The sequence below is a fragment of the Streptomyces sp. SAJ15 genome, assembly GCF_007595705.1.
Classification (GTDB): Bacteria; Actinomycetota; Actinomycetes; order Streptomycetales; family Streptomycetaceae; genus Streptomyces.
In genome coordinates this window covers 911,814-932,652 of the sequence record NZ_NISY01000002.1, presented here as the reverse complement: position 1 = coordinate 932,652, position 20,839 = coordinate 911,814, and the positions used below count along the sequence as shown (strand labels likewise).

At 72.4% G+C, this 20,839-nt stretch carries 18 protein-coding genes; 9 read left to right on the top strand and 9 right to left on the bottom strand.

Going from position 1 to position 20,839, the window contains the following annotated elements; all coding sequences use genetic code 11:
• Nucleotides 1–328: 328 nt before the first annotated feature.
• Nucleotides 329–1,534 carry a geranylgeranyl reductase family protein gene (locus tag CD790_RS09520; protein WP_144382592.1) on the bottom strand — a complete coding sequence of 402 codons (1,206 nt, stop codon included), beginning with the start codon at nt 1,532–1,534 and terminating at the stop codon, nt 329–331.
• 157 nt (nt 1,535–1,691) lie between these two features.
• Between CD790_RS09520 and CD790_RS09515 the strand changes: the two genes are divergently transcribed.
• Nucleotides 1,692–3,080, top strand: a complete 1,389-nt coding sequence (locus CD790_RS09515) for a dipeptidase (RefSeq protein WP_144382591.1) — start codon at nt 1,692–1,694, stop codon at nt 3,078–3,080.
• Between the two features lie 181 nt (nt 3,081–3,261).
• On the opposite strand, the gene CD790_RS09510 is transcribed toward CD790_RS09515, so the two are convergent.
• Complete coding sequence (locus tag CD790_RS09510) at nt 3,262–4,299, bottom strand: NUDIX hydrolase (RefSeq protein ID WP_144382590.1); 1,038 nt, start codon at nt 4,297–4,299, stop codon at nt 3,262–3,264.
• Nucleotides 4,300–4,610: 311 nt separating this feature from the next.
• Here CD790_RS09510 and CD790_RS09505 point away from each other — a divergent pair, with 311 nt between their 5' ends.
• Together CD790_RS09505 and CD790_RS09495 are read left to right on the top strand one after the other, a co-directional pair.
• Entirely contained in the window at nt 4,611–6,791 is a 2,181-nt protein-coding gene (locus CD790_RS09505; protein WP_144382589.1) for an NPCBM/NEW2 domain-containing protein, read from the top strand.
• A gap of 531 nt (nt 6,792–7,322) precedes the next feature.
• Nucleotides 7,323–7,976, top strand: coding sequence for an NAD(P)H-binding protein (locus CD790_RS09495; protein WP_144382588.1), 654 nt, complete (start codon nt 7,323–7,325; stop codon nt 7,974–7,976).
• Between the two features lie 59 nt (nt 7,977–8,035).
• On the opposite strand, the gene CD790_RS09490 is transcribed toward CD790_RS09495, so the two are convergent.
• Nucleotides 8,036–8,992 carry an ROK family protein gene (locus tag CD790_RS09490; RefSeq protein ID WP_144382587.1) on the bottom strand — a complete coding sequence of 319 codons (957 nt, stop codon included), beginning with the start codon at nt 8,990–8,992 and terminating at the stop codon, nt 8,036–8,038.
• Nucleotides 8,993–9,196: 204 nt separating this feature from the next.
• Here CD790_RS09490 and CD790_RS09485 point away from each other — a divergent pair, with 204 nt between their 5' ends.
• On the top strand, nt 9,197–10,183 hold the full coding sequence (locus tag CD790_RS09485; RefSeq protein WP_144382788.1) for a LacI family DNA-binding transcriptional regulator: 987 nt from the start codon (nt 9,197–9,199) through the stop codon (nt 10,181–10,183).
• Nucleotides 10,184–10,241: 58 nt separating this feature from the next.
• Here the strand turns inward: CD790_RS09485 and CD790_RS09480 are convergent, their stop codons facing one another.
• Both CD790_RS09480 and CD790_RS09475 read right to left on the bottom strand, forming a co-directional pair.
• A complete protein-coding gene (locus tag CD790_RS09480; protein ID WP_144382586.1) occupies nt 10,242–10,532 on the bottom strand; it encodes a hypothetical protein in 291 nt (96 codons plus the stop codon).
• Nucleotides 10,533–10,646: 114 nt separating this feature from the next.
• The gene (locus CD790_RS09475; RefSeq protein WP_144382585.1) at nt 10,647–11,027 is read right to left on the bottom strand and encodes a helix-turn-helix domain-containing protein; all 381 of its coding nucleotides are present in this window, start codon (nt 11,025–11,027) and stop codon (nt 10,647–10,649) included.
• A 159-nt stretch (nt 11,028–11,186) separates the two neighbouring features.
• Here CD790_RS09475 and CD790_RS09470 point away from each other — a divergent pair, with 159 nt between their 5' ends.
• On the top strand, nt 11,187–11,594 hold the full coding sequence (locus CD790_RS09470) for a RidA family protein (RefSeq protein WP_144382584.1): 408 nt from the start codon (nt 11,187–11,189) through the stop codon (nt 11,592–11,594).
• 483 nt (nt 11,595–12,077) lie between these two features.
• Here the strand turns inward: CD790_RS09470 and CD790_RS09460 are convergent, their stop codons facing one another.
• Both CD790_RS09460 and CD790_RS09455 read right to left on the bottom strand, forming a co-directional pair.
• Nucleotides 12,078–12,641, bottom strand: a complete 564-nt coding sequence (locus CD790_RS09460) for an NUDIX hydrolase (protein ID WP_144382583.1) — start codon at nt 12,639–12,641, stop codon at nt 12,078–12,080.
• Between the two features lie 16 nt (nt 12,642–12,657).
• Nucleotides 12,658–13,995: a transcriptional regulator gene (locus tag CD790_RS09455; protein WP_144382582.1), complete on the bottom strand. Its 1,338-nt coding sequence runs from the start codon at nt 13,993–13,995 to the stop codon at nt 12,658–12,660.
• 128 nt (nt 13,996–14,123) lie between these two features.
• Between CD790_RS09455 and CD790_RS35635 the strand changes: the two genes are divergently transcribed.
• From CD790_RS35635 to CD790_RS09435, 4 genes are read left to right on the top strand one after another with little or no spacing between them, the layout of a single operon-like run.
• On the top strand, nt 14,124–14,681 hold the full coding sequence (locus CD790_RS35635) for a hypothetical protein (protein WP_260867439.1): 558 nt from the start codon (nt 14,124–14,126) through the stop codon (nt 14,679–14,681).
• 56 nt (nt 14,682–14,737) lie between these two features.
• Nucleotides 14,738–15,238 carry a hypothetical protein gene (locus CD790_RS34480; protein WP_186318939.1) on the top strand — a complete coding sequence of 167 codons (501 nt, stop codon included), beginning with the start codon at nt 14,738–14,740 and terminating at the stop codon, nt 15,236–15,238.
• 26 nt (nt 15,239–15,264) lie between these two features.
• Complete coding sequence (locus CD790_RS09440) at nt 15,265–16,146, top strand: radical SAM/SPASM domain-containing protein (RefSeq protein WP_144382581.1); 882 nt, start codon at nt 15,265–15,267, stop codon at nt 16,144–16,146.
• Between the two features lie 11 nt (nt 16,147–16,157).
• On the top strand, nt 16,158–17,294 hold the full coding sequence (locus tag CD790_RS09435) for a methyltransferase domain-containing protein (RefSeq protein WP_144382580.1): 1,137 nt from the start codon (nt 16,158–16,160) through the stop codon (nt 17,292–17,294).
• 445 nt (nt 17,295–17,739) lie between these two features.
• On the opposite strand, the gene CD790_RS09430 is transcribed toward CD790_RS09435, so the two are convergent.
• Both CD790_RS09430 and CD790_RS09425 read right to left on the bottom strand, forming a co-directional pair.
• Nucleotides 17,740–19,254, bottom strand: a complete 1,515-nt coding sequence (locus CD790_RS09430; protein WP_144382579.1) for a hypothetical protein — start codon at nt 19,252–19,254, stop codon at nt 17,740–17,742.
• Complete coding sequence (locus CD790_RS09425) at nt 19,251–20,732, bottom strand: ATP-binding protein (protein WP_144382578.1); 1,482 nt, start codon at nt 20,730–20,732, stop codon at nt 19,251–19,253. Before CD790_RS09425 ends, CD790_RS09430 begins: the two co-directional genes overlap by 4 nt.
• Between the last annotated feature and the right edge of the window lie 107 nt (nt 20,733–20,839).

Here is a 20,839-nt window from a genome sequence, read left to right as displayed (position 1 = left end):
CCCGCGCGACACCCCGCCCCCTGGCGGCATCCCGCGCGACAGCGGGCCCGGCGACAGCGCACCGCGCGACGGCTTCTCCTGCTACGGCGTTTCCCGCTACAGCGGGCCCTACGGCAGCCCGCCGCGCGGCACCACGGTCCGTGGGGGCAGTCCGTAGCGGCACACCGCGCGGAAGCGCATCGCACCGCACCGGACCAGACCGGACCGCACCGGACCGAGCCCCGCCGTCCGAGGCCGCGTCACACCCTGCGTCCGCGCGGGGAGGGCGCCACATCGCCTGGCACGGCGACGCCCCGCGCGCGGCCGGCGCCCGGGGCGTCCCGAGGGCTCAGCCCTTGTCGACCGCCATCAGGGCCCGCCGCGCCATCGGATGCGTGCGCACCAGCTCGGCCAGCGTCGTCGTGCCGCGGGTGATCTTCGCGAAGGCGCGCCAGGCCGGCCGGAAGCCGGTGATGGCCGCGTGGAACATGCCGGGGCGGCGGGCGTACGCGGCGTACAGCCGGCGACCGACGCCCATCTCCACGCCGAGCCCGGACTTGATGGCGAAGGCGTAGTTCAGGGCCTGACGCCGGGCGTCGACCGCGTCGTGCGCCTCGGCGATCCGCACCGCCCACTCCCCCGCGAGCCGCCCCGAGCGGAGCGCGAAGGAGATGCCCTCGCGGGTCCACGGCTCCAGCAGACCGGCCGCGTCACCGCACACCAGCACCCGGCCGCGCGACAGCGGCGAGTCGTCGGAGCGGCAGCGGGTCAGATGCCCGGAGGAGATGCTCGGCTCGAAACCGGCCAGGCCCAGTCGGGCGATGAACTCCTCCAGATAGCGCTTGGTGCCGGCGCCCTCGCCACGGGCGGAGATGACGCCCACGGTCAGCGTGTCGCCCTTGGGGAAGACCCATCCGTAACTGCCGGGGATGGGGCCCCAGTCGATGAGCACGCGGCCCGCCCAGTCCTCGGCGACGGTCGGCGGCACCGGGATCTCCGCCTCCAGGCCCAGGTCGACCTGGTCGAGCTTGACCCCGACATGGGCGCCTATGCGACTCGCGCTGCCGTCCGCGCCGACCACGGCGCGGGCGAGCACGGTCTCCCCGCCGGACAGCACCACCGCGACCGTGCGCCGGTCGGGGACGGACGGGCCGTGCTGCTCCACGCGCGAGACGGCGGCGCCGGTGCGGACCTCGGCCCCCGCGTCCTGCGCCGCCCGCACCAGGCCGGCGTCGAATTCAGGCCGGTTGATGAGGCCGAACAGCGGCTGCTTGGAGCGGCGGGTGCGGCTCAGCCTGCCGTTCAGCGAGAACGTCACGGCGTGCACGCGCTCCCGCAGCGGCAGTTCGAAACCGGGCGGCAGCGCGTCTCGCGAGGGGCCGATGATGCCACCGCCGCAGGTCTTGTAGCGGGGCAGTTCGGCCTTCTCCAGCAGCAGCACCCGGCGTCCCGCGACGGCGGCGGCATACGCCGCGGAGGCACCCGCGGGGCCCGCGCCGACCACCACGACGTCCCACACCGGTTCACTGCCCTGGCTTGCGTTGTCGCTGCTCACGTGTGCTGTCGCTCCACTTCGACCGACTTGATCCGGCTACCGGGGCATCCTACGGCGCGCCTGGTTCGGGCAGCGCTGTGGGAGGATCGGCCACGCACCAAGTCGTACAAACGTACCCACCACAGTGCCCAACGCCGAGCACCCCAGGAGCGTTCCCATGGAGCAGGCACCACTCGCCTCGTCCGCCGACACGGCGATCGCCCGGACCGTCGCCGCGCTGCAGCCCCGCGCCCGCGCGGAGCTCGCGGAGCTGGTGCGGTTCCGGTCGGTGGCGGATGAGGCGCAGTTCCCGAAGAGCGAGTGCGAGGCCGCCGCGAACTGGGTCGCGGACGCGCTCCGCGCGGAGGGCTTCACGGACGTCGCGCTCCTGGACACCCCCGACGGCACGCAGTCCGTCTACGGCTACCTGGCCGGCCCGGCGGGCGCCCCCACCGTGCTGCTCTACGCCCACTACGACGTGCAGCCGCCGCTGGACGAGGACGCCTGGCTCTCCCCGCCGTTCGAGCTGACCGAGCGCGACGGCCGCTGGTACGCGCGCGGCGCGGCCGACTGCAAGGGCGGCGTGATCATGCACCTCACGGCGTTGCGCGCGCTCAGGGAGCACGGCGGGGTGCCGGTCAACGTCAAGGTCATCGTGGAGGGTTCGGAGGAGCAGGGGACCGGCGGCCTGGAGCGGTACGCCGAGGCCAACCCCGAGCTGCTGGCCGCCGACGCCATCGTCATCGGCGACAGCGGCAACTTCCGGGTCGGCCTGCCGACCGTCACCGGGATCCTGCGCGGGATGACGCTGGTCCGGGTCCAGGTCGACACCCTCGAAGGCAACCTGCACTCGGGGCAGTTCGGCGGCCCCGCCCCGGACGCGCTCGCCGCGCTGATCCGCATCCTGGACTCGCTGCGTGCCGAGGACGGCTCCACGACGGTCGAGGGGCTGCCGGCCGACGGCACCTGGGACGGCATCCCCTACCCGGAGGAGGACTTCCGCAGGGACGCCAAGGTGCTCGACGGCGTGCGGCTGACCGGCTCGGGCACGGTCGCCGACCGCGTCTGGGCGCGCCCCTCCGTGACCGTGATGGGCATCGACTGCCCGCCGGTCGTGGGCGCCACCGCGTCCATCCAGGCGAGCGCCGCGGCGCTGGTCAGCGTGCGGATCCCGCCGGGCTTCGACGCCACCGAGGTCACCAGGCTGCTGACCGCGCACCTGGAGCAGGCCGCCCCGTGGGGCGCACGGGTGGCGGTCGAGCAGCTCGGGCAGGGTCAGCCGTTCCGCGCGGACACCGACAGCCCGGCGTACGCCGCCATGGGCGCGGCGCTCTCCGAGGCGTACGACGGGCAGCAGATGGCGGTCTCCGGGATGGGCGGCTCGATCCCGCTCTGCAACACCCTGGCCGCCCTGTACCCGCGGGCCGAGATGCTGCTGATCGGGCTCAGCGAGCCGGACGCCCAGATACACGCCGTCAACGAGAGCGTCTCCCCTGAGGAGCTCCAGCGGCTCTCCCTCACCGAGGCCCTCTTCCTCCAGAAGTACGCGGCCGCCCACGCCGGCTAGGCGTCACCGCCCGCCCGGCCCACCCGGCCGGGCCACGGCGGCGCACGGGCACCGTGACGCCCGGCCGCGACGCCTGGCCGAACCACCCGTCGCGCGGGGCCCGGCCGCCGGTGGCCTGCCGGGCGGGCCGGACCCCGGCCCGCCCGGCGACCGACTCCCTCGGCCCGTCCGGTGTCCGCGGTCAGCCGACCGGGACCCCCGCTTCGAGGTGCAGCGGGAGCCCCCGCTCGCGCGCCCGCAGCGCCCAGCTGAGCCGGTGCAGCCGGGTCGGCGGCAGCAGTTGTGCCGCCTCGCGCTCGGAGACGAAGCGCCAGCCGCGCAGTTCGTCGCCCGGCAGCAGCAGCCGGCCGGCGGTGTCGGCGTCGAGCCGGCCGCCGTCGAAGAGCAGCCGCAGACCGCCGTGGCCGGGCGGCCGGGGCGGTTCCCAGTCGACGACGAGCAGCCGCAGCGGCCGGTCCAGTCGTACGCCCAGCTCCTCCGCGACCTCACGGACCGCGGTCCGCGTCGGCGGCTCGCCGGTCTCGACGACGCCGCCGGGGAACTCCCAACCGGGCTTGTAGGTCGGGTCGACGAGCAGCACCCGATCCTCCTCGTCGAAGAAGAGGACCCCCGCGGCCACGGTCTGGGCCGTGGGCTCCGGGGTCTGCACGATGTCGCACGGTCCGGCGTCCCCGCGGCGGACGGCCTCGGCGACCCGCTCGGCCGTCTCGTCAGGAGTGAGGGAGCCGGTGTCCAGGACGTAGGCGTCCCCGGTGAGCCAGCTCAGGGCCGACCGGTAGGGCGCGAGGTGGTCCAGGCACCACCGGCGCACCGAGGCGCTGGCCTCGGCATCTCCCGGTATCTCCTCACGGAGCTCGATCCGCCGGCGAAGGATCGTTTCGTCGGCATGGAGCAACACATGGCGCACCGGGATCCGGCGGGAGGCGAAGCCCCCGAAGATCTCGTCGCGGTAGTCCTGTCTGAGCAGCGTCATCGGCGCCACCAACACCCCGCCGGTCTCGGCGTACAGCGCCGTTCCGACCTCCACGACGAGCCGCCGCCACGACGGCAGGTCCTGGTAGTCCGAAACGTCTTCCAGGCGCTTGCGCGGCAGCATCACGCGCAGGGCGTCGCCCACCAACTCCGGGTCGTAGAGCGTGCTGCCGGGGAGCAGGTCCACCAGGATGCGCGCAGCGGTGGTCTTCCCCGCGCCGAACGTTCCGTTCAGCCAGACGATCACGGTTCCCCCTCTTCCGTCGCCCCCTGTCAGTTCCCGCAACACCCTGCCATGGAAACGCGCGACACCGAGGGAGCCGGACACGCCACAGGCGGCGCGTACCTCTCTTCTCCCGAGGGGCAATCGAACACAACCCAACGCGAGCCGCCCGACCACTCCCCTCACTTGGGCCGGAGATACCGCCTTTGGCGAGAAACCTGACCTTCTGTCAGTTCAGTCTTCCAACATAGTCCAACAAGGTCTACCGTAACCGCTCGATCGAGCATGACGCGTACATGGCTTTGCGTCACCCCCGTGAGGACGGAGACTCACCGATGCGCCGACCATGCCCCCGCACCTCCCGCCCCGGACCGGGCGGACGGAACCGGCCGAACCCCCTCCTCGGAGCGCTCGCCGCCGCCCTGCTCTGCTCCACCGGCCTCGCCGCCGCCCCGGCGGCGACGGCCACCCCGGCGCGCACACCGGCCCCCGGCCCCGCTCCCGCCGCTCGACAGGACGCCGCTGCCGCCCGACAGGACGCCGCTGCCGCTCGGCAGGACGTCGCTGCCGCCCGGCCGGCCGCGTCCGCCCCCGGCGACGGCCTGGCCCTGACGCCCCCGATGGGCTTCAACAACTGGAACAGCACCCACTGCCGGGCGGAGTTCAACGAGGCGATGATCAAGGGCATCGCCGACATCTTCGTGGCGAGGGGCCTCAAGGAGGCCGGATACGAGTACGTCAACATCGACGACTGCTGGGCGCTCCCGCGGCGCGACGCGAACGGCAAGCTCGTCCCGGACCCCGTTCGCTTCCCGCACGGCATCAAGGCCGTCGCCGACTACGTCCACTCCAAGGGCCTGAAGTTCGGCATCTACACCAGCGCGGGCACCAGGACCTGCGATGTCGCGGGCTTCCCCGGCGGCCTCGGCCATGAGCGTTCCGACGCCCAGCAGTTCGCCGACTGGGGAGTCGACTACCTCAAGTACGACAACTGCAATAACCAGGGCGTGGACGCCAAGCAGCGCTACACCGCCATGCGCGACGCCCTCAAGGCCGCCTCCCAGACCACCGGCCGGCCCATCGTCTTCAGCCTGTGCGAGTGGGGCGAGAACAGGCCCTGGGAGTGGGCCCGGGACGTCGGCCACCTGTGGCGCACCACCGGCGACATCAGCGACAACTGGTCCAGCATGGTGTCGATCATGAAGCGGAACCTGCCGCTCGCGCGCCACGCGGGCCCCGGCCACTGGAACGACCCCGACATGCTGGAGGTGGGCAACGGCGGGATGACCCCGACCGAGTACCGGACCCACTTCTCCATGTGGTCCATCATGGCCGCGCCCCTGCTCATCGGATCCGACCTGCGCACCGCGGACGAGGAGGCGTTCCGGATCCTGGGCAACCGCGAGGTCATCGCCGTCGACCAGGACCCGCTGGGCAGGCAGGGCACGGTGCGGTCCTCCACCGACGGCCGCTGGGTCGTCGCCAAGGAGATGGCCGACGGCAGCCGCGCGGTGGCGCTGTTCAACGAGTCCGGTACGGCGCGGCGGATCTCCACCACCGCACAGGAGGTCGGGCTGCCGGCCGACACCGCGTACCAGGTGCGCGACCTGTGGCAGCACAGGAGCTACCACTCCGCGGGCACCATCTCCGCGACCGTGCCGGCGCACGGCACCGTACTGGTGCGGGTCTGGCCCGACCGCGCCTGGGCGGACTATCCACCGGCCGTCGAACTTGGCCTGGACGAGGTCCCCTTGACCGAGCCCGGCACGCCGGTGGAGGTCACCACCACCGTCACCAACCTGGGCCGCGCCCCCGCCCGGCAGGTCTCGACCCGGCTGACCGCGCCCCAGGGCTGGACCGTACGGCCCACCTCACCGACCACCGCCCGCACCCTGCCCGCCGGTCGCGCGCTGACCGTCACCTGGTCGGTGACCCCGCCGAAGGGCACCCCGGTCGGCGGGTACGACCTGGACGTCACGTCCGCGTACCGCTCGGTGCGGGGGACGCCCGCTCAGGCCGAACTGCCCGTCCAGGGCAGGGTGGCCGTCCCGCCGCCCGCCGGCACCTCGTCCCTCAGCGACCTCCCATGGCTCGTCGCCGACAACGGCTGGGGGCCGGTGGAGGAGAACACCAGCGTCGGCGAGTCCCGCGCGGGCGACGGCAACCCGATCACCATCGGCGGCACCGTCTACGCCAAGGGCCTCGGCGCCCACGCGCCCAGCAGCGTCGAGTACTACGCGGGCGGGCGCTGCGAGCGGGTCACCGCCCAGGTCGGGGTGGACGACGAGAAGGAGTCCAACGGCTCGGTGACCTTCGAGATCTGGGCCGACGGTAGGAAGGTCGCCGGCACCGGCGTCCTCACCACCGCCATGCCGGCCCAGCCGCTCTCCGCCGACGTCACCGGCGCCCGGCTGATCCGCCTCGTCGTCACCGACGCCGGCGACGGCATCAACTCCGACCACGCGGACTGGGCGGACGCCAGGCTGAGCTGCGCGGGACCGACGACCGCGCGGTAGCCGCACTCCGGCTCGGTGACCGCGAGGGCGGTGACCGCGCGTGCGGTGGCCGCGGAGGCGGTGGCCGGGGGCGCGCTGTCCGCGGGCGCGCTTCCCGCGGGCGCGCTGTCCCAGGTACGGCGCCCAGGGTGCGAGCCCCGTCGTACGGCAGGCCGTGGCACGGGGCCCGGCCACCTGGCCCCGCCCACGAGGGTTCGCACCGTCCCGGATGGGCCGGACTTCCGGCCCATCCGGCCCCGGCCCCGGCCCCGGCCCCGGCCCCGGCCCCGGCCCCCGAGCGTCTGGGGCCGGCGCATCGTGCGTCCCGGCGATTCCGACACCGCCTCGGAGCGCCGAGCGGGAGGTTCTGCTCCGCCGCGCGCGGGCACGTCCGCCGCGCTCCCCCGCCCCGTACGATCAACTCGCAACGGTGGCGAGGGCCCACGGCTCCGGCTGCGGCCCACGGCTCCGGCTCCGGCTCCGGCTCCGGCTCCGGCTCCGGCTCCGGCTCCGGCTCCGGCTCCGGCTCCGGCGAGACGATGGTGAGGATCGATGGACACGCGTACCGCACTGCTGGCAGGAGCGACCGGCCTCGTCGGTGGGCAGGTCCTGTCCCGGTTGCTGGCCGACCCGCTCTACGAGCGTGTGACGGTCCTCTCCCGCCGCCCCCTTGAGGTCTCACACGCGAAACTCGACGTCCGCATCCTGGACTTCACCACGCTCGCGGAGGACGACGTGCCCGCCGTCGAGGACGTGTACATCACGCTGGGCACGACGATGAAGGCCGCAGGCTCGCGGCAGGCGTTCCGCGCGGTGGACCACCACCACGTCGTCGCGGTCGCCCGCCTCGCCCGGCTGGCCGGCGCCCGCCGTATCGCGCTGTGCTCGGCCATCGGCGCGAGCCCGACCGCGCGGGCGTTCTATCCGCGGGTCAAGGGAGAGGCCGAACGCGACGTCATCGGCCTGGAGTACGCGTCCACGCAGATCTTCCGCCCGTCCCTGCTGCTCGGCGCCCGCGCGGAGAGCCGGCCCGCGGAGCGCCTCGGCGTGGTCCTGGCGCCCGTCTTCGCCCCACTGCTGGCCGGACCGCTGCGCCCGTACCGCCCGGTGCGGGTGGAGCGACTCGCGGCGGCCATGACCAGGACCCTCGCCACGGCCGGGCCGGGCACCCGGGTGCACACGTACGGGGACTTCGTGACGGCGTGAGCGCCACCGCGCGGAAGCGGTCGGAGAACGGGGCGAGCTCCCGCGGAGCGCGACACCCCTCACCGAGAGGCGGCGAACCCGTCCAGCCGCGCCTCCCAGGCGGCCGCCACGGCGGCCCCCACCAGCCCGGCGTCGGTGCCCATCTCGGCGGGCACGACGGTGAGGTCGCGCACGAAGGAGAGGGTGGCGTAGTCGCGCAGCGCCCGGCGGAGCGGGCCGAAGAGCACCTCGCCGGCACCGGCGACGCCACCGCCGACCACCGCCACCTCGATCTCGACGAGGGTCGCGGTGGCGGCGATGCCCGCCGCCAGGGCACGGGCGGCACGTTCGAAGGAGGCCCTGGCCGCGGGGTCGCCGGCGCGGGCCGCCTCGGCGACGGCGGCGGCCCCGGTGTCGCCGCCGGGGCCCGGACGCCAGCCCAGGGCGAGCGCGCGGCGGGCGATGTTGGGGCCGCTGGCGATGCGTTCGACGCAGCCGCGCGCGCCGCAGGGACAGGGGTCTCCGTCCAGCTCCACGCTGATGTGGCCGATGTGGCCGGCGTTGCCGGTCGGGCCGGGATACAGCCGACCGTCCAGCACCAGCCCGCCGCCGACCCCGGTGGAGACCACCATGCACAGGGCGCCGGCGCGACCCCGGGCCGCGCCCTGCCAGGACTCGGCGGCGGTCATCGCCACCCCGTCGCCGACCAGGGTCACGGGCAGCGCTCCGGTCGTCTCGCGTACGCCCGCGACGAGCGGGAAGTCGCGCCAGCCGGGGATGTTGACGGGGCTGACGGTGCCGACGGAGGCGTCGACCGGCCCGGCGCTGCCGATCCCGACGGCGGCCACCCGCGACCACTGCGCCGAGCCGGCCAGCTCCTCCAGCACCGCCCTGACCTCGCCCATCACCACCGCTCCGGGCTCCCGCGCGGGGGTGGCCCGCCGGGCCCGTACGACCAGCTTGCCGGCGCCGTCCACCAGCGCGCCCGCGATCTTGGTGCCGCCGATGTCGAGCGCGGCGATGAGGTCACGTGCCATGCGGGTCGTCTCTCCTGGTGGCCGCGCGGACGGGGATGCGTGCGCCGAATAGTCTCGCCTGCCACTGACAACGTTGTCCAGAGGCTATGCTCGACTCTCCTTACTACCATCAGACCGCCCCCGGAAAACGGCAGACAGGAACCGCGCACCGTGGTCGACCCCGCCAGCAGCACCGTCCCACGCCGGTACGGCACCCGGCCCACGATGAAGGACGTGGCCGCCCGCGCCGGGGTCGGTCTCAAGACGGTCTCCCGCGTGGTCAACGGGGAGCCCGGGGTCACTCCGGACACCGAGCGCCGGGTGCAGGAGGCGATCACCGCCCTCGGCTTCCGGCGCAACGACAGCGCCCGCATCCTCCGCAAGGGCCGCACCGCCAGCATCGGGCTGGTCCTCGAAGACCTCGCCGACCCCTTCTACGGCCCGCTCAGCCGCGCCGTCGAGGAGGTCGCCCGCTCCCACGGCGCGCTGCTCATCAACGGTTCCAGCGCCGAGGATCCGGACCGCGAGCAGGAGCTGGTCCTGGCCCTCTGCGCGCGCCGCGTCGACGGCCTCGTGATCATCCCGGCCGGGCAGGACCACCGCTATCTCGAACCCGAGATCGCCGCGGGCGTCGCCACCGTCTTCGTCGACCGCCCGGCCGCCCGGCTCGCCGCCGACGCCGTCCTGTCCGACTGCTTCGGCGGGGCCCGCGACGCCGTGGCCCACCTCATCGCGCACGGCCACCGCCGCATCGGCTTCATCGGCGACCAGCCCCGCATCCACACCGCGGCCGAACGCCTCCGCGGCTACCGCGCCGCCATGGCCGCCGCCGGCCTGCCGGTGGACGACTCCTGGCTCTCCCTGGGCCCCACCGACCCGGACCGCGTGCGCTCCGCCGCGCGGGCCATGCTCGACACCCCGGCCCCCGTCACGGCCCTCTTCGCGGGCAACAACCGCGTCACCGTCACCGCCGTCCGCGTCCTCGCCGCCCGCCCCCGCCCCGTCGCCCTCGTCGGCTTCGACGACTTCGAACTCGCCGACCTGCTCTCCCCCGCCGTCACCGTCGTCGCCCAGGACGCCGCCCAACTCGGCCGCACCGCCGCCGACATGCTCTTCCGCCGCCTCGACGGCGGCGCCGACGAGCCCCGCCAGGTGGTCCTGCCCACGCGGTTGATCGTGCGCGGGTCGGGGGAGGTTCCGCCGGCGGACTGACGGCGGCCGTCGGCGCGGCACGGAGGAGCGACGGACGGCTTGCGGGGGGCTCCGGGGCCTAGTTCAGCGGCAGCGCGTCGTTCACCGGGGCGACGATCCCGAGTGCGGAGTCCATGTCCCGCACGACCTGCCCGGCCTCGTTGAGCCGGTTCACCTGGCCGAGCCACCTCGGAGCGCCGCCCGGCCGCGGGCCGATCCGCGGCCCCTCCCCCTGGGCGGGGGTGTACGGGGTGGCGTGCTCCCCGGAGTACGAGATGCGGCCTTCCGGCACGGGAGCGGCCGCGGCGCCGGGGGCGCCCAGGGTGCAGGCGGCGCCGGCCAGCGCGGCGAGGGCGAAGCGCTTTTTCATGCGCGGCCTAACGAGGAGTGTGCGCCCGGGACACTTTCCTTCGGCCGTGCGGGGGCGGAGCCGGCCTCCGCGGCGCGCCGCGGCCGTCCCGGCTCACCGGTGTCCTGTCGATCGTCAGTCGTCGAAGTGGCGGCGGGCGGCCTCGATGTGTCCGAGGTACCGCTGGGTCCAGCCGCACATGCCGTCGACCGTGGCCCGCAGGGCCCGGCCCGGCTCGGTGAGGGTGTACTCGACGCGCGGCGGCACGGTGGGGTGGACCTCGCGCTCGACCAGGCCGTTGCGCTCCAGCATGCGCAGGTTCTGGGTGAGCATCTTGTGGCTGATGCCCTCGACCTCGTCGCGCAACTCGCTGAAGCGCAGGGTGCGCTCGCCGATGGCCTCGATGATCAGGAACGCCCACTTGTTGGCGATGTCCGAGAAGATCTCCCGCGCCAACGAGTCCGCGCGCCGCAGGTCCACATCCTCGGGCGAGCCCCCGAACTGCTTGGTCACCATTGAGTTCCCCAGTCACTGAAAAGTGCGTTCTTCCACGTCAACCGCCACTCTCCTATGGTTCCCGAGTAACCACAAGAGACCACGAACGCTCCTGTTTCGCACGAGCGTTCGCGGTGCGGCGGACGCGGGCGCACCGGCGCCCGGACAAGGAGCGGCGACATGGCCATCACCCTGGTGAACCCCGACGGACTGCCCGTCATCGACGTCTACCGGCAGGTGTCGATCGCCTCGGGGTCGAAACTCGTCTTCATCGCCGGGCAGGTCTCCTGGGACGCCCAGGGCACCACCGTCGGCGAAGGCGACCTCGCCGCGCAGGTCGAGCAGTGCTACCTCAACATCGGCACCGCCCTGGCCGAGGTGGGCGGTTCCTTCGACGACGTCGCGAAACTGACCGTCCACGTCGTCGACTGGACCCCCGACAAGATGCCCGCGCTTCTGGAGGGGATCTCCCGCGCGGCCGCGAAGCTGGGCGTCACCCCGGTCCCCCCGGCCACGCTGCTGGGCGTCGCGGCACTGGACGTCCCGGAGCACCTGGTCGAGATCGAAGCCACCGCGGTCCTCGACTGAACCGGCTTGGCCCTGCTGTCCGCGCTGGTCACCGACGAATGTCAGTGGCCGGGGGTACGGTTCCCCTCAAGATCCGATCGAGATGCCGACATCTCCCACGGGGGCGATCCGCCATGAGCAGCAGCGACAGCAGCGCGCACGAGGGCTTCACGGCCGAGGAGCGGGCCGCGATGAAGGACCACGCCCAGGAGTAAGGTCGTCTGCTTCTTCCAGAGCGCGGAGAAGTTCAAGGCCCGCTACCCCACGCTCGGCTTCAGCGACCAGGCGAAGCTGGACGAGGGCCCGATGTGGCCGACCGGTTTCGCCCTGACCGAGGTGACACCCGAGGTGGAGCAGCGGATCGCGGCGCTCGTGAAGCGGGCGGTGAGCTGACGGGCGCCCGGTGAACGGGCGGGGGCCGTGGGCCGCCAGCGTGCTCGGTCACCGGTTGCCGACCACTCGACGGAGGGGAGCGCGCGGGGCGGAGTCGCGCCGTGCCTGGAGTCAGTGGAGACGCAGGTGGTGCAGCATCAGCAGGGCGGCAACCGCATTCGCCGAGCGGATCTCGCCGCGCGCGACCAGGTTTGGCACCGACTTCAGCGGCACCCATTCACGCCGCGTCGACTCAAAGCCGTCACGCGGCTCGCCGATGTGCTCCGCACGCTCCGACCAGTACACCCGGTGGTGCGATGTCGAGATCCCCGGCTGTGGATCCACGGACAGCAGTAGCCGCATCGGGCCCGGCCGCCACCCTGTCTCCTCCTCGAACTCCCGCGCAGCGGCGACTGCCGGGTCTTCGCCCTCGCCGGTGCCGCCCGAGGGCAACTCCCACCCCCACGCGCCCGTGATGAACCGGTGCCGCCACAGCAACAGCACCTCGTTCGCTTCGTTGACGACGGTAGCCACGGCGACAGGCCGCAGCCGGATCACCGTGTGGTCGAGGTGGCGTCCGTCCGGCAGTTCGACATCGGCCATGCCGACCGTGACCCATCGGTTCTGGTACACGGTGCGCTCGCCGAGGTTGTTCCACTGCACGCTAGCCGCCCTTCCGTCGGAGAACGCCACCATCCCAGCTCAAGGAGCGCTACACCGGCAAGCCGAGGACGTCGTCGATCAACTCAGCCACTTCCTGGGTGGCCCCGCCGCCGTGGCTGACAAGGGAATTCCGAACGGTCACCAGGCGGTCACGCAACCGCCGAGACTCCATACCTTGAACGGTCTCCAGCATCTCCGCCGCGGTCCCCGCAGCCCGCTCCCCCTCGCCGCTCAACAGCTCGATGTCCGTGAGCGTCGCCAGCCGGTGCGCGCGCCCCCGCGTGTGTGACTGGACCCGTACCGCCTCGCGTGCGTACTCCTGCGCCGGGTGCAGGTCCCCGAGGCGTAGCAGTGCGTCGGCGAACTGAGCCTCGACCAGGCCGGGCTGTACGTACCCGGTCTCGTCCGGCTCTTCGTCGCGGCGAATTCTGCCCACAGCCGTTTCGGCAAGCGTCATGCACCGGTGGGCCGAGGTCTGGTCCCCCACGCGCGCGTACGCCTTGGCCTGCATCGCGTAGATGTCAGTCGCGAGGGCAGGCGAGATGTGCTGCCCGGCCGTACGCACCGCAGCCTCGGCGAAGGCGACGGCTTGCCTGTACTCCCTCAGATACAGGCACTGATTGACCAGCAACGCGATCACATATCCACCGAAACCGCGGTCACCACTGGCCTTGGCAAGCCGCAGTGCCTGGTGGAAGTAGCGCTGGGCAAGCCCTTGCGAATCGCTGTCGTAGCTGCAGATCCCCGCGATGGCGACCAAGCCCCCGACGGCGCGGTGTAACTCCCGTCCGATGGCATCGGTGTACGAGCCGCGGAGTATCGGCGCGGTCTCGACGGTGAGGAAACGGATGATGCGCGGCCGTGTCGCCACACCTCCGGCCTTGCGGTACATCTGCTCGTAATGTCGCCGTGCGACGCGCAGCATGCTCACATCCGCTGTGCTGACGCGGAGAGTGCCGGGGCGGGAGACGTCGCGCTCATCGGGTGGGTTCTCCCATTCCCAGACCGGCCCGACGGCTCGAAGCCCGGTGATGACGGGCACTTCTCGAAGGTCCGGCCGCTGGTTCTGGTCGCCCCGCCAGAAGGCAGTCGACTGCTCAATGAAGCTGTCGAGCGGTGCGGCGCCCGGCTCGGGTGTCGCTGGTGTGCCCATGCCGATGTCCTCCAGAGTCACCAGGCGGCCGAGGCGCTCGGTGAGGATTTCACAGATCAGATCCGGAACGCTGCCGCGCGGTCGTTGCCCCTTGAGCCACCGGATCACGGATGTGTGGTCGTAGCTCGTCGCTCGGCCACGAGCCTGGCTGGCCAGGTTGAGGCGCGTGGCCAAGCCGAGTCGGGACATTCCCGCCTCGTCGAGGATTGCGTCCAGCAGGGTGTTGGGCTCCATGTGTTCCTCGAATCACTCAGTGCGAGCGATGGTAGCGACAGTGCGTTCACACACTGTGCGAATGCAGTACTCACACCTGCTCCTGACGCACACTTATGGTGTGCTGCCCGTCGCGAGACCGTGTGCGTATGACCCTGAGAACCGCACCATGGAATCCGCCCAGCAGGGGCGATATCGAGGCGCAGCCCGCCGGTGACCGGTGGGACGGCGTGCGGGTGCCCTCCCTGATCGGCGAGCGCGCCCTGACGCTCCTCGGCGCTGACTCCGGAGCGATCATCGCCGACTCCAGCGGCGCGGTCTGGTACTGGCTGGTGGCGCCAGGCGCCGCCTCGGACTGGACGTTGTGCCGAGTCCTCAGCAGCGGGTCCTACGTCGCCGTGCCCCCGGCGGACCGCCGCAGCGGTTTCGGTCCGCACTGGCGTGTGGCGCCGGCTCCCGGCCGCTGCCTCACCGACCCGGACCGGCTCCACGCCGCACTGCTGGCTGCCAGCCGAGCCGTGAAGCCCTGCCAGCGGTGCGACCGGTTGACCGACTCCCCCGTGGCCGTCGCGGAGACGCACGGCGCCAGCAACTCCGGCCGCACGATCTACGCCTGCCCGCAATGCGCCCCGCACTTCCCCAGGCAGCCAGACGTCCTCGACCAGGTCGCCGCCGGCCGGCGCGCGTTGGAAGGGCGGACCCAGTGAACCGCAGCGACACCTTGGAATGCGTGGCCATCACTCCGCCGAACGGTGCGGAGCCCGTGAAGCAACCCGCCGGCCTGACCTGGGACGCCGTACGGGTGAGCCTCGACAGCGCCGACGACGTGCTGAAGCAACTCGGCGACAAGAGCGGGGCCGTCATCGAGGACCCGCGCGAAGCGTGCCTGTACTGGCTGGTGGCGCCGGGTGCCGCCGAGGGGTGGACCCTGCCGCACCCCGTCCTCCAACAAGGCGCGTTCGTACCGGTGCCCCCGGCTCCACGCACGGAAGGCCCCGCCGTGCACTGGCGCGTGCCGCCCGGACCCGGGCGCGGCCTCACCGACGCGCTGCGCCTGCACACCGCACTGCTGGAGGCGACCGGCGGTCGGGAGGACCCGATCCGCGCGGCCTGGTTCCCCTTCATCGTCCACGCCTCCGACTGCCCCACGTGCCGCCACCGCCCCACGGCGTGCGCGACAGGGCTCACACGATGGACCCGCTACAAGGAGGCGCTGGCCACGGCACGCGGCAGGAAGATGACCGGCACACAACGACCGGAGTGAGCTACCGAGCCGAAAGGGGATTGGGAATGAGCACGATCACCGAGAGCAGGACGGCTCCCTTCGCGCCACGAGTCGTCGCGTTGGAAATCACGGGAGCCTGTCAGCTCCAATGCGTCACGTGCTTCGCCGAATCGGGGCCCAGCGGCGCGCACGGTGCCATGACTGTCGACGACTGGCGACGGGTCATCAGCGAGGCTGCTTCGCTGGGAGCGCGCGAGGTGCAGCTCATCGGCGGTGAGCCGACGACTCACCCGGCGTGGCCGGAGCTGGTCGAGCACGCCCTCGATCTTCGTCTCTGCGTCGAGGTGTACAGCAACCTCTTTCATGTGCGGTCCGACTGGTGGAGCCTGTTCACCCGCCAAGGCGTGAAGCTGGCCACCAGCTACTACAGCGATCGTGCCTCAGAACATGACGTGATCACGACCCGCCCCGGCAGCTACCTCCGGACGCGAGCCAACATCGCCGAGGCCGTACGACGTGGTGTCCCGCTACGCGTCGGGATCGTTTCCGTTCTGCCACGGCAGCGGGTGACCGAGGCGTGCCAGGAGCTGCGTGCCCTGGGCGTGAGGCTGATCCGCACCGACCGTGCCCGGCGCATCGGCCGCGCCGCCTTGCCGGTCGGTACGGTGACCCCGAGCGAACTGTGCGGGCACTGCGGACACGGCCAGGCGGCCGTGTTGCCCTCGGGCGAGGTGGCGCCCTGCGTGATGGCCCGCTGGCTGCTCGCGGGCAATGTTCGGCAGCACAGCCTCGGCGCCATCCTGAACAGCTCGACATGGAGGCAGGCTCTGGCCCGCGTACCGGCCCGCGCGCACAGCCCGTGTGACCCTGAGTGCAACCCTGCCTCGGACGGGAGCGATTGCGCGCCGGCCGAGCAGGAGGCTTGCAATCCGAAGTACGACGAGTAGGAGGGCGGCTGATGGACTGGAAGGCACCCGCCGAGCGACTGGCCACCCAGGTGACGGCACCCACTTCACGGTGGCGCGAGATCGTCGCCACCACTCCACGGCACCTCTTCGTCCCGCGGTGGTGGGAGTCGACAGCCGACGGCGCATGGGCATTGCGCGACGGCCCCACGGACGAGTCGGAGTGGCTCCGGGCGGCCTACTCCGACACCTCTCTGGTGACTCGCGTCGGGCCTCACCACGCCGACGACGCGCAGCTCGACGACCGGCCGACGGGGCGCCCCACGTCGTCCAGCACCATGACGGGCCTGGTGGTACGGATGCTGCGTCACGGACTTCTGTACGACGGCGCGGACCTGGGCTTGATCGGGACCGGCACCGGCGCCAGCACCGCCCTGGCGGCACGCCGACTCGGTGACCGGCGTGTGACAGCGTTGGACGTCGATCCGTACCTGACGGATACGGCAGCGGCGCGGCTCGCCTCACTCGGTCTGTTCCCCAAGCTCGTCACCTGCGACGCCACAGAGGCCGGGGGCTTTCCAGGGGACTTCGACCGGATCGTGGCCCTGGTGGCGTTGCCCAACCTGGCCGGTGTGCTCGCCGCGCTCCGTCCCGGCGGCCGGCTGGTGACCACCCTCGCCCGAATGAACGTGATCATCACGGCCGACAAGGACGCGGACGGCACCGCTCGTGGAGTCGTCGAGTGGGACCGGGCCGGCTTTATGAGCACCCGCGCCGGATCCGACTACCCCCCGGACGCCGGGGCGTCGCTCTCCGCGGTCCGCGATCGGGAAGGCGAGGTGGTGAGCGAAGGCCGCTACCCGGTACTGAACGTCTCCAACGCGTGGGACGTGGGCGCGATGCTCGAACTCACCGCCCCCGGGGTCGAAGCCCACTACGAGGAACACGGTGAGCGGCGCACGACGTGGCTGGTACACGCTGACGGATCCTGGGCACGCGCATCGGCGACGTGGCTTCAACCCCCCACCGTCCACCAAGGCGGCCCGCGCCGGCTATGGACGGTGCTGGAACGCATCCGACACCGGCTGAACGCCGAGGGCACCCTGCCGATCTACGGGAGCCACGTGCGCATCACACCCGACGGCCGGATCCACTTCACCCGCGGCAAGTGGTCGGCAACCTTCGGATGACCGCCAAGCCCGGCTGCCACCGGGTACCCGGCCCGCGCGGGGAACACGGGTTTTACAGCCGTAAAACCAGCCTGCTCCTCGGACCCCCGCCCGCGCGGGGAACACCTCGCCGGTCAGCTCATGCGGGATCTCAAGATCGGACCACCCCCGCCCGCGCGGGGAACACGCCGGAATGGCGTTGGGCTGCTTTCTTGGCGTCGGACCACCCCCGCCCGCGCGGGGAACACCGGCGACGGAGTGCGCTGCGTCGGTCGCCCGCCGGACCACCCCCGCCCGCGCGGGGAACACGCTTCCTGAGCTGCGGCGCTAGTGGGACTTTGCCCGTTCTGGTTGCTCATTCTCACCGTACATAGAGTGGCAGACGTGATGCCACAGCAATGGGATCGTTCGGTTCAGGCGGCGGACGCTGCGGTGGGGAGCAGGGTGGTAGCCGAGGGCGCCGCCGTCATCGACGAGTCGCCGCCGGGCGGCAGTTCGGTTCTCCCTTCGGCAGCGGAACGATGCGCAACGTGGAGGTGGGCACCTTGATCGGTTCTGGTTGGCCGGGGGCGCGGTCCCAGAGGACGCTCGTGCCGCCGGAGCTGCCCAGGAGGAGGTAGGGGAGGTCGGGGCGTAGCTCGCCGCCTTCCACGGGGACCTTGCTGAGTTCCTTGACCGGGTGCACGCAGACCAGGGTCGGCTCGATGCCGAAGTAGGGGGCGGGGGCGCGGAGCTCGCGTGCCGCCTGTTGGGCGCGGTGGGCGGCTTCTCTCGGTTCCTCGATCGCCACGATGAGGGCCGCCAGGACGGAGGCCACCAGCGCGCTGAAGGCCATGACTCCGTACATCGTCCGGTCGGTGTGCAGTAGATGGAAGTGGCGGCAGTAGCCCCAGACGGCGGGCACCACGAGCGAGACGCTGGTGTAGGCGATGAGTTTCAGCGCCGCCGCGAGCTGCCAGAAGGCGGTGACGTCCACGTCGTCGGCGTTGAGCCCGAAGGAGTCGAGGTACGACAGGTGCAGACCGCCGCCCAGGCTGGGGAGGAGCGGGATCGCCAGGGGCAGGAGCAGGGGCAGGACCCAGGGCAGCCAGTGCCGCCACGTCCACTGCCGTACGAGGAGGCGGAGCCCGTTCGCCACCACGGTGACGACCGCGATCAGCAGGTAGTTCCAGGAAGCCTGGGACGACTGGGCGAGTCCGGCCCGCAGCCCGAGCGCGAAGGGGACGGCGGCGATCACCAGTGCCCCGGCCTGCGCCCGGCCCATGTTGGACCACCAGCCGCGGGCCAGGACCCGGGTCTGGGCGGTGATCACGGCCAGCGCACCCACGGCCAGGAGTGCGGGAAAGGCGATCGCCGGGGAGGGCCAGGTCGATCCCGCCCACGCTCCGGCGAACATCAGGGTCAGGACGGCGCCCACCATCCGGACCTGCTGGCGCAGCGACTCGGCGCGGCTCGCCCGCGCCACCCCGGCGGTGGGCTCCTTGGCCCACATGGGTCTCCGGACCCCGAGCCCGTCGACCGGGTGCGAGGACCCGGGCAGGTGCGCCCGGGCCACGTCCAGCGCCTGTCCCCGGGTGTCCGCCGTGACGACACGGCCGGTGTCGCGTCGGGTCAGGCGGGCCGCCGTCCGCTCGCGCCACGAGCCGGCGGCGGCCTCCTGGTAGACCGCCCAGTGCACGGGCTCGTCGGCGTCCCGGTCGATCCGTTCCGCGACCCTCGCCCGCACACGGAGTTGCGCACGATGGGCCAACTCCTCCACGAGCCGGACCACCGCGCGTGCGGCGCCCCAGCGGGCGCCGGCGATCCTCGCCTCGCACAGCAGCCAGACGCGGTCGGCCGCCCGGGCGCCTTCGTATACCCGCTCGATGCGCCAGTCGAGTCGCGTCAGCTCCTCTTCGAGGAGGGTGCGGTCCGACGCCTCACCCTTCAGTTCGAGAAGCACCCGGACGCGTTGGTCGAACGGGGAGCCCTGCACTGTCACGCGTCGTCGGTGTCCTCGTCGGTGTCGGTGTTCGCCCCGTCCCCGTCCTCGTCCTCGGCTTTGTGACCGTCCCCGTGCCCGTCCCCGTCCGGGTCCGGCACCCCCAGCAGCCGTCGGGTCAGCGCGTCCTGGTCGGAGAGGAGTTCGTCCAGCGCGGCCAGCAGGTCGTCCCTGGTCACCTCGTCGGAGTCGCGCTCGGCGGCGAAGAGGACGGTACGGCGGACGAGTTCCTTGGCGAAGGAGGCGGTGGTGCCCGCGGTGCGGTCGACGACGAGTCGGGCGGTGGGCTCGTCGAGGGCGAGCATGCCGCCATAGAGGTCGAGGAGTCGGCGGCGGCCGGCGGCGTCGGGGAGGGGGATCTCCACGGCCATGTCGACGCGCCCGGGACGCTGGGCGAGGGCGGGTTCGAGGAGGTCGGCGCGGTTGGTGGTGAGGAGGAAGGCCACGTCGGCGTCGTCGCCGAGGCCGTCCATCTCGTTGAGGACCTGGAAGAGCAGGGGCTGTTCGCCGTCGCTGAAGTCCCGGGCCTCCGCGACGAGATCGCAGTCCTCGAGCACGACGAGGGCCGGCTGGAGCTGACGCGCGAGGGCACAGGCTGCGGCGACGTGCTGGATGGTGGTGCCGGAGAGCAGGACGACGGTGAAGTCGGGGAGCTGGGAGAGCAGGTAGCGGATGGAGTGGGTCTTGCCGGTGCCGGGCGGACCGTAGAGAAGGAGGCCGCGGCGGAGGTGCTGGCCGGTGGCGCGGAGGCGCTCCCGGCGGCGGGCCACGCCGACGATCTGCCGCTCGACGCGCGCGAGCAGACCGTCGGGGAGGACGATGTCGCCGGGGCCGAGGGCGGGGCGGTGGTGGAAGCGGAAGGGGCCGATGCCCTCACCGAAGTCGGAGCCCTCGAACGAGATGACCTTGCCGCGGAAGACGTTGTGCTCGCGGATGAGCTGGTCCAGGCCGGACAGCAGCCGCTTCGCGGCGTCCCGCGACGGGGCCAACACCTCGATCTCCACGACGTTGCCGTCGTACTCGCCGCTCGGCCCGCGCAGCAGCACCGCGTAGCGGTCGTCGCCGTCCACGCCCAGGTAGACGCCGAAGGAGACGCAGGCCAGCTCCTCGTCGGTGGAGACCGGCGTATACGCGTAGTCGACGGGGCCGACCCGGTAGCGTCCGTACCGCTGCGCCGTCTCCAGGATCTCGGCGAGCGACTCGTGCCGGCGGCTCTCCCCCGCCACACCGATGAGTTCATGGCTCCGCCCCTCGGTGGAGAACCAGCGCTCCAGCGCCAGATGCACGTTGGCGTGCTGGTAGGGCGGGTACGACGCCTTGACGACCGGGGTCTCCGCGGGCGCGTAGCCGAGGTGGTCGCGCAGCCGGTGGAGCAGGGAACGGGACTCGCTCACCGGCTCCTTGTACACGAGCTGTTCCAGGAAGGCGTTGAAGAGCTTGCCGAAGGCGGCTATGTCCTTCGGGTCGGTGGTGTCCATGCGTCGGTTCCCCCGGGCGGACGTTGACGGTCTGTCGGTCGTCTCGCACCGTATCCGAACCCCCGCCCGACGAAACGATCATTTTCCGCGAGGGATCGTTTTCGGAC

What these genes read in the sequence shown, in the direction of transcription:
- CD790_RS09435 (WP_144382580.1), top strand. Translation starts at nt 16,158, where the DNA reads ATGGACTGGAAGGCACCCGCCGAGCGACTGGCCACCCAGGTGACGGCA.
- CD790_RS35635 (WP_260867439.1), top strand. Translation starts at nt 14,124, where the DNA reads ATGACCCTGAGAACCGCACCATGGAATCCGCCCAGCAGGGGCGATATC.
- CD790_RS09455 (WP_144382582.1), bottom strand. Translation starts at nt 13,995, where the DNA reads ATGGAGCCCAACACCCTGCTGGACGCAATCCTCGACGAGGCGGGAATG.
- CD790_RS09475 (WP_144382585.1), bottom strand. Translation starts at nt 11,027, where the DNA reads ATGGTGACCAAGCAGTTCGGGGGCTCGCCCGAGGATGTGGACCTGCGG.
- CD790_RS09480 (WP_144382586.1), bottom strand. Translation starts at nt 10,532, where the DNA reads ATGAAAAAGCGCTTCGCCCTCGCCGCGCTGGCCGGCGCCGCCTGCACC.
- CD790_RS09490 (WP_144382587.1), bottom strand. Translation starts at nt 8,992, where the DNA reads ATGGCACGTGACCTCATCGCCGCGCTCGACATCGGCGGCACCAAGATC.
- CD790_RS09470 (WP_144382584.1), top strand. Translation starts at nt 11,187, where the DNA reads ATGGCCATCACCCTGGTGAACCCCGACGGACTGCCCGTCATCGACGTC.
- CD790_RS09495 (WP_144382588.1), top strand. Translation starts at nt 7,323, where the DNA reads ATGGACACGCGTACCGCACTGCTGGCAGGAGCGACCGGCCTCGTCGGT.
- CD790_RS09485 (WP_144382788.1), top strand. Translation starts at nt 9,197, where the DNA reads ATGAAGGACGTGGCCGCCCGCGCCGGGGTCGGTCTCAAGACGGTCTCC.
- CD790_RS09515 (WP_144382591.1), top strand. Translation starts at nt 1,692, where the DNA reads ATGGAGCAGGCACCACTCGCCTCGTCCGCCGACACGGCGATCGCCCGG.
- CD790_RS09460 (WP_144382583.1), bottom strand. Translation starts at nt 12,641, where the DNA reads ATGGTGGCGTTCTCCGACGGAAGGGCGGCTAGCGTGCAGTGGAACAAC.
- CD790_RS09425 (WP_144382578.1), bottom strand. Translation starts at nt 20,732, where the DNA reads ATGGACACCACCGACCCGAAGGACATAGCCGCCTTCGGCAAGCTCTTC.
- CD790_RS09440 (WP_144382581.1), top strand. Translation starts at nt 15,265, where the DNA reads ATGAGCACGATCACCGAGAGCAGGACGGCTCCCTTCGCGCCACGAGTC.
- CD790_RS09505 (WP_144382589.1), top strand. Translation starts at nt 4,611, where the DNA reads ATGCGCCGACCATGCCCCCGCACCTCCCGCCCCGGACCGGGCGGACGG.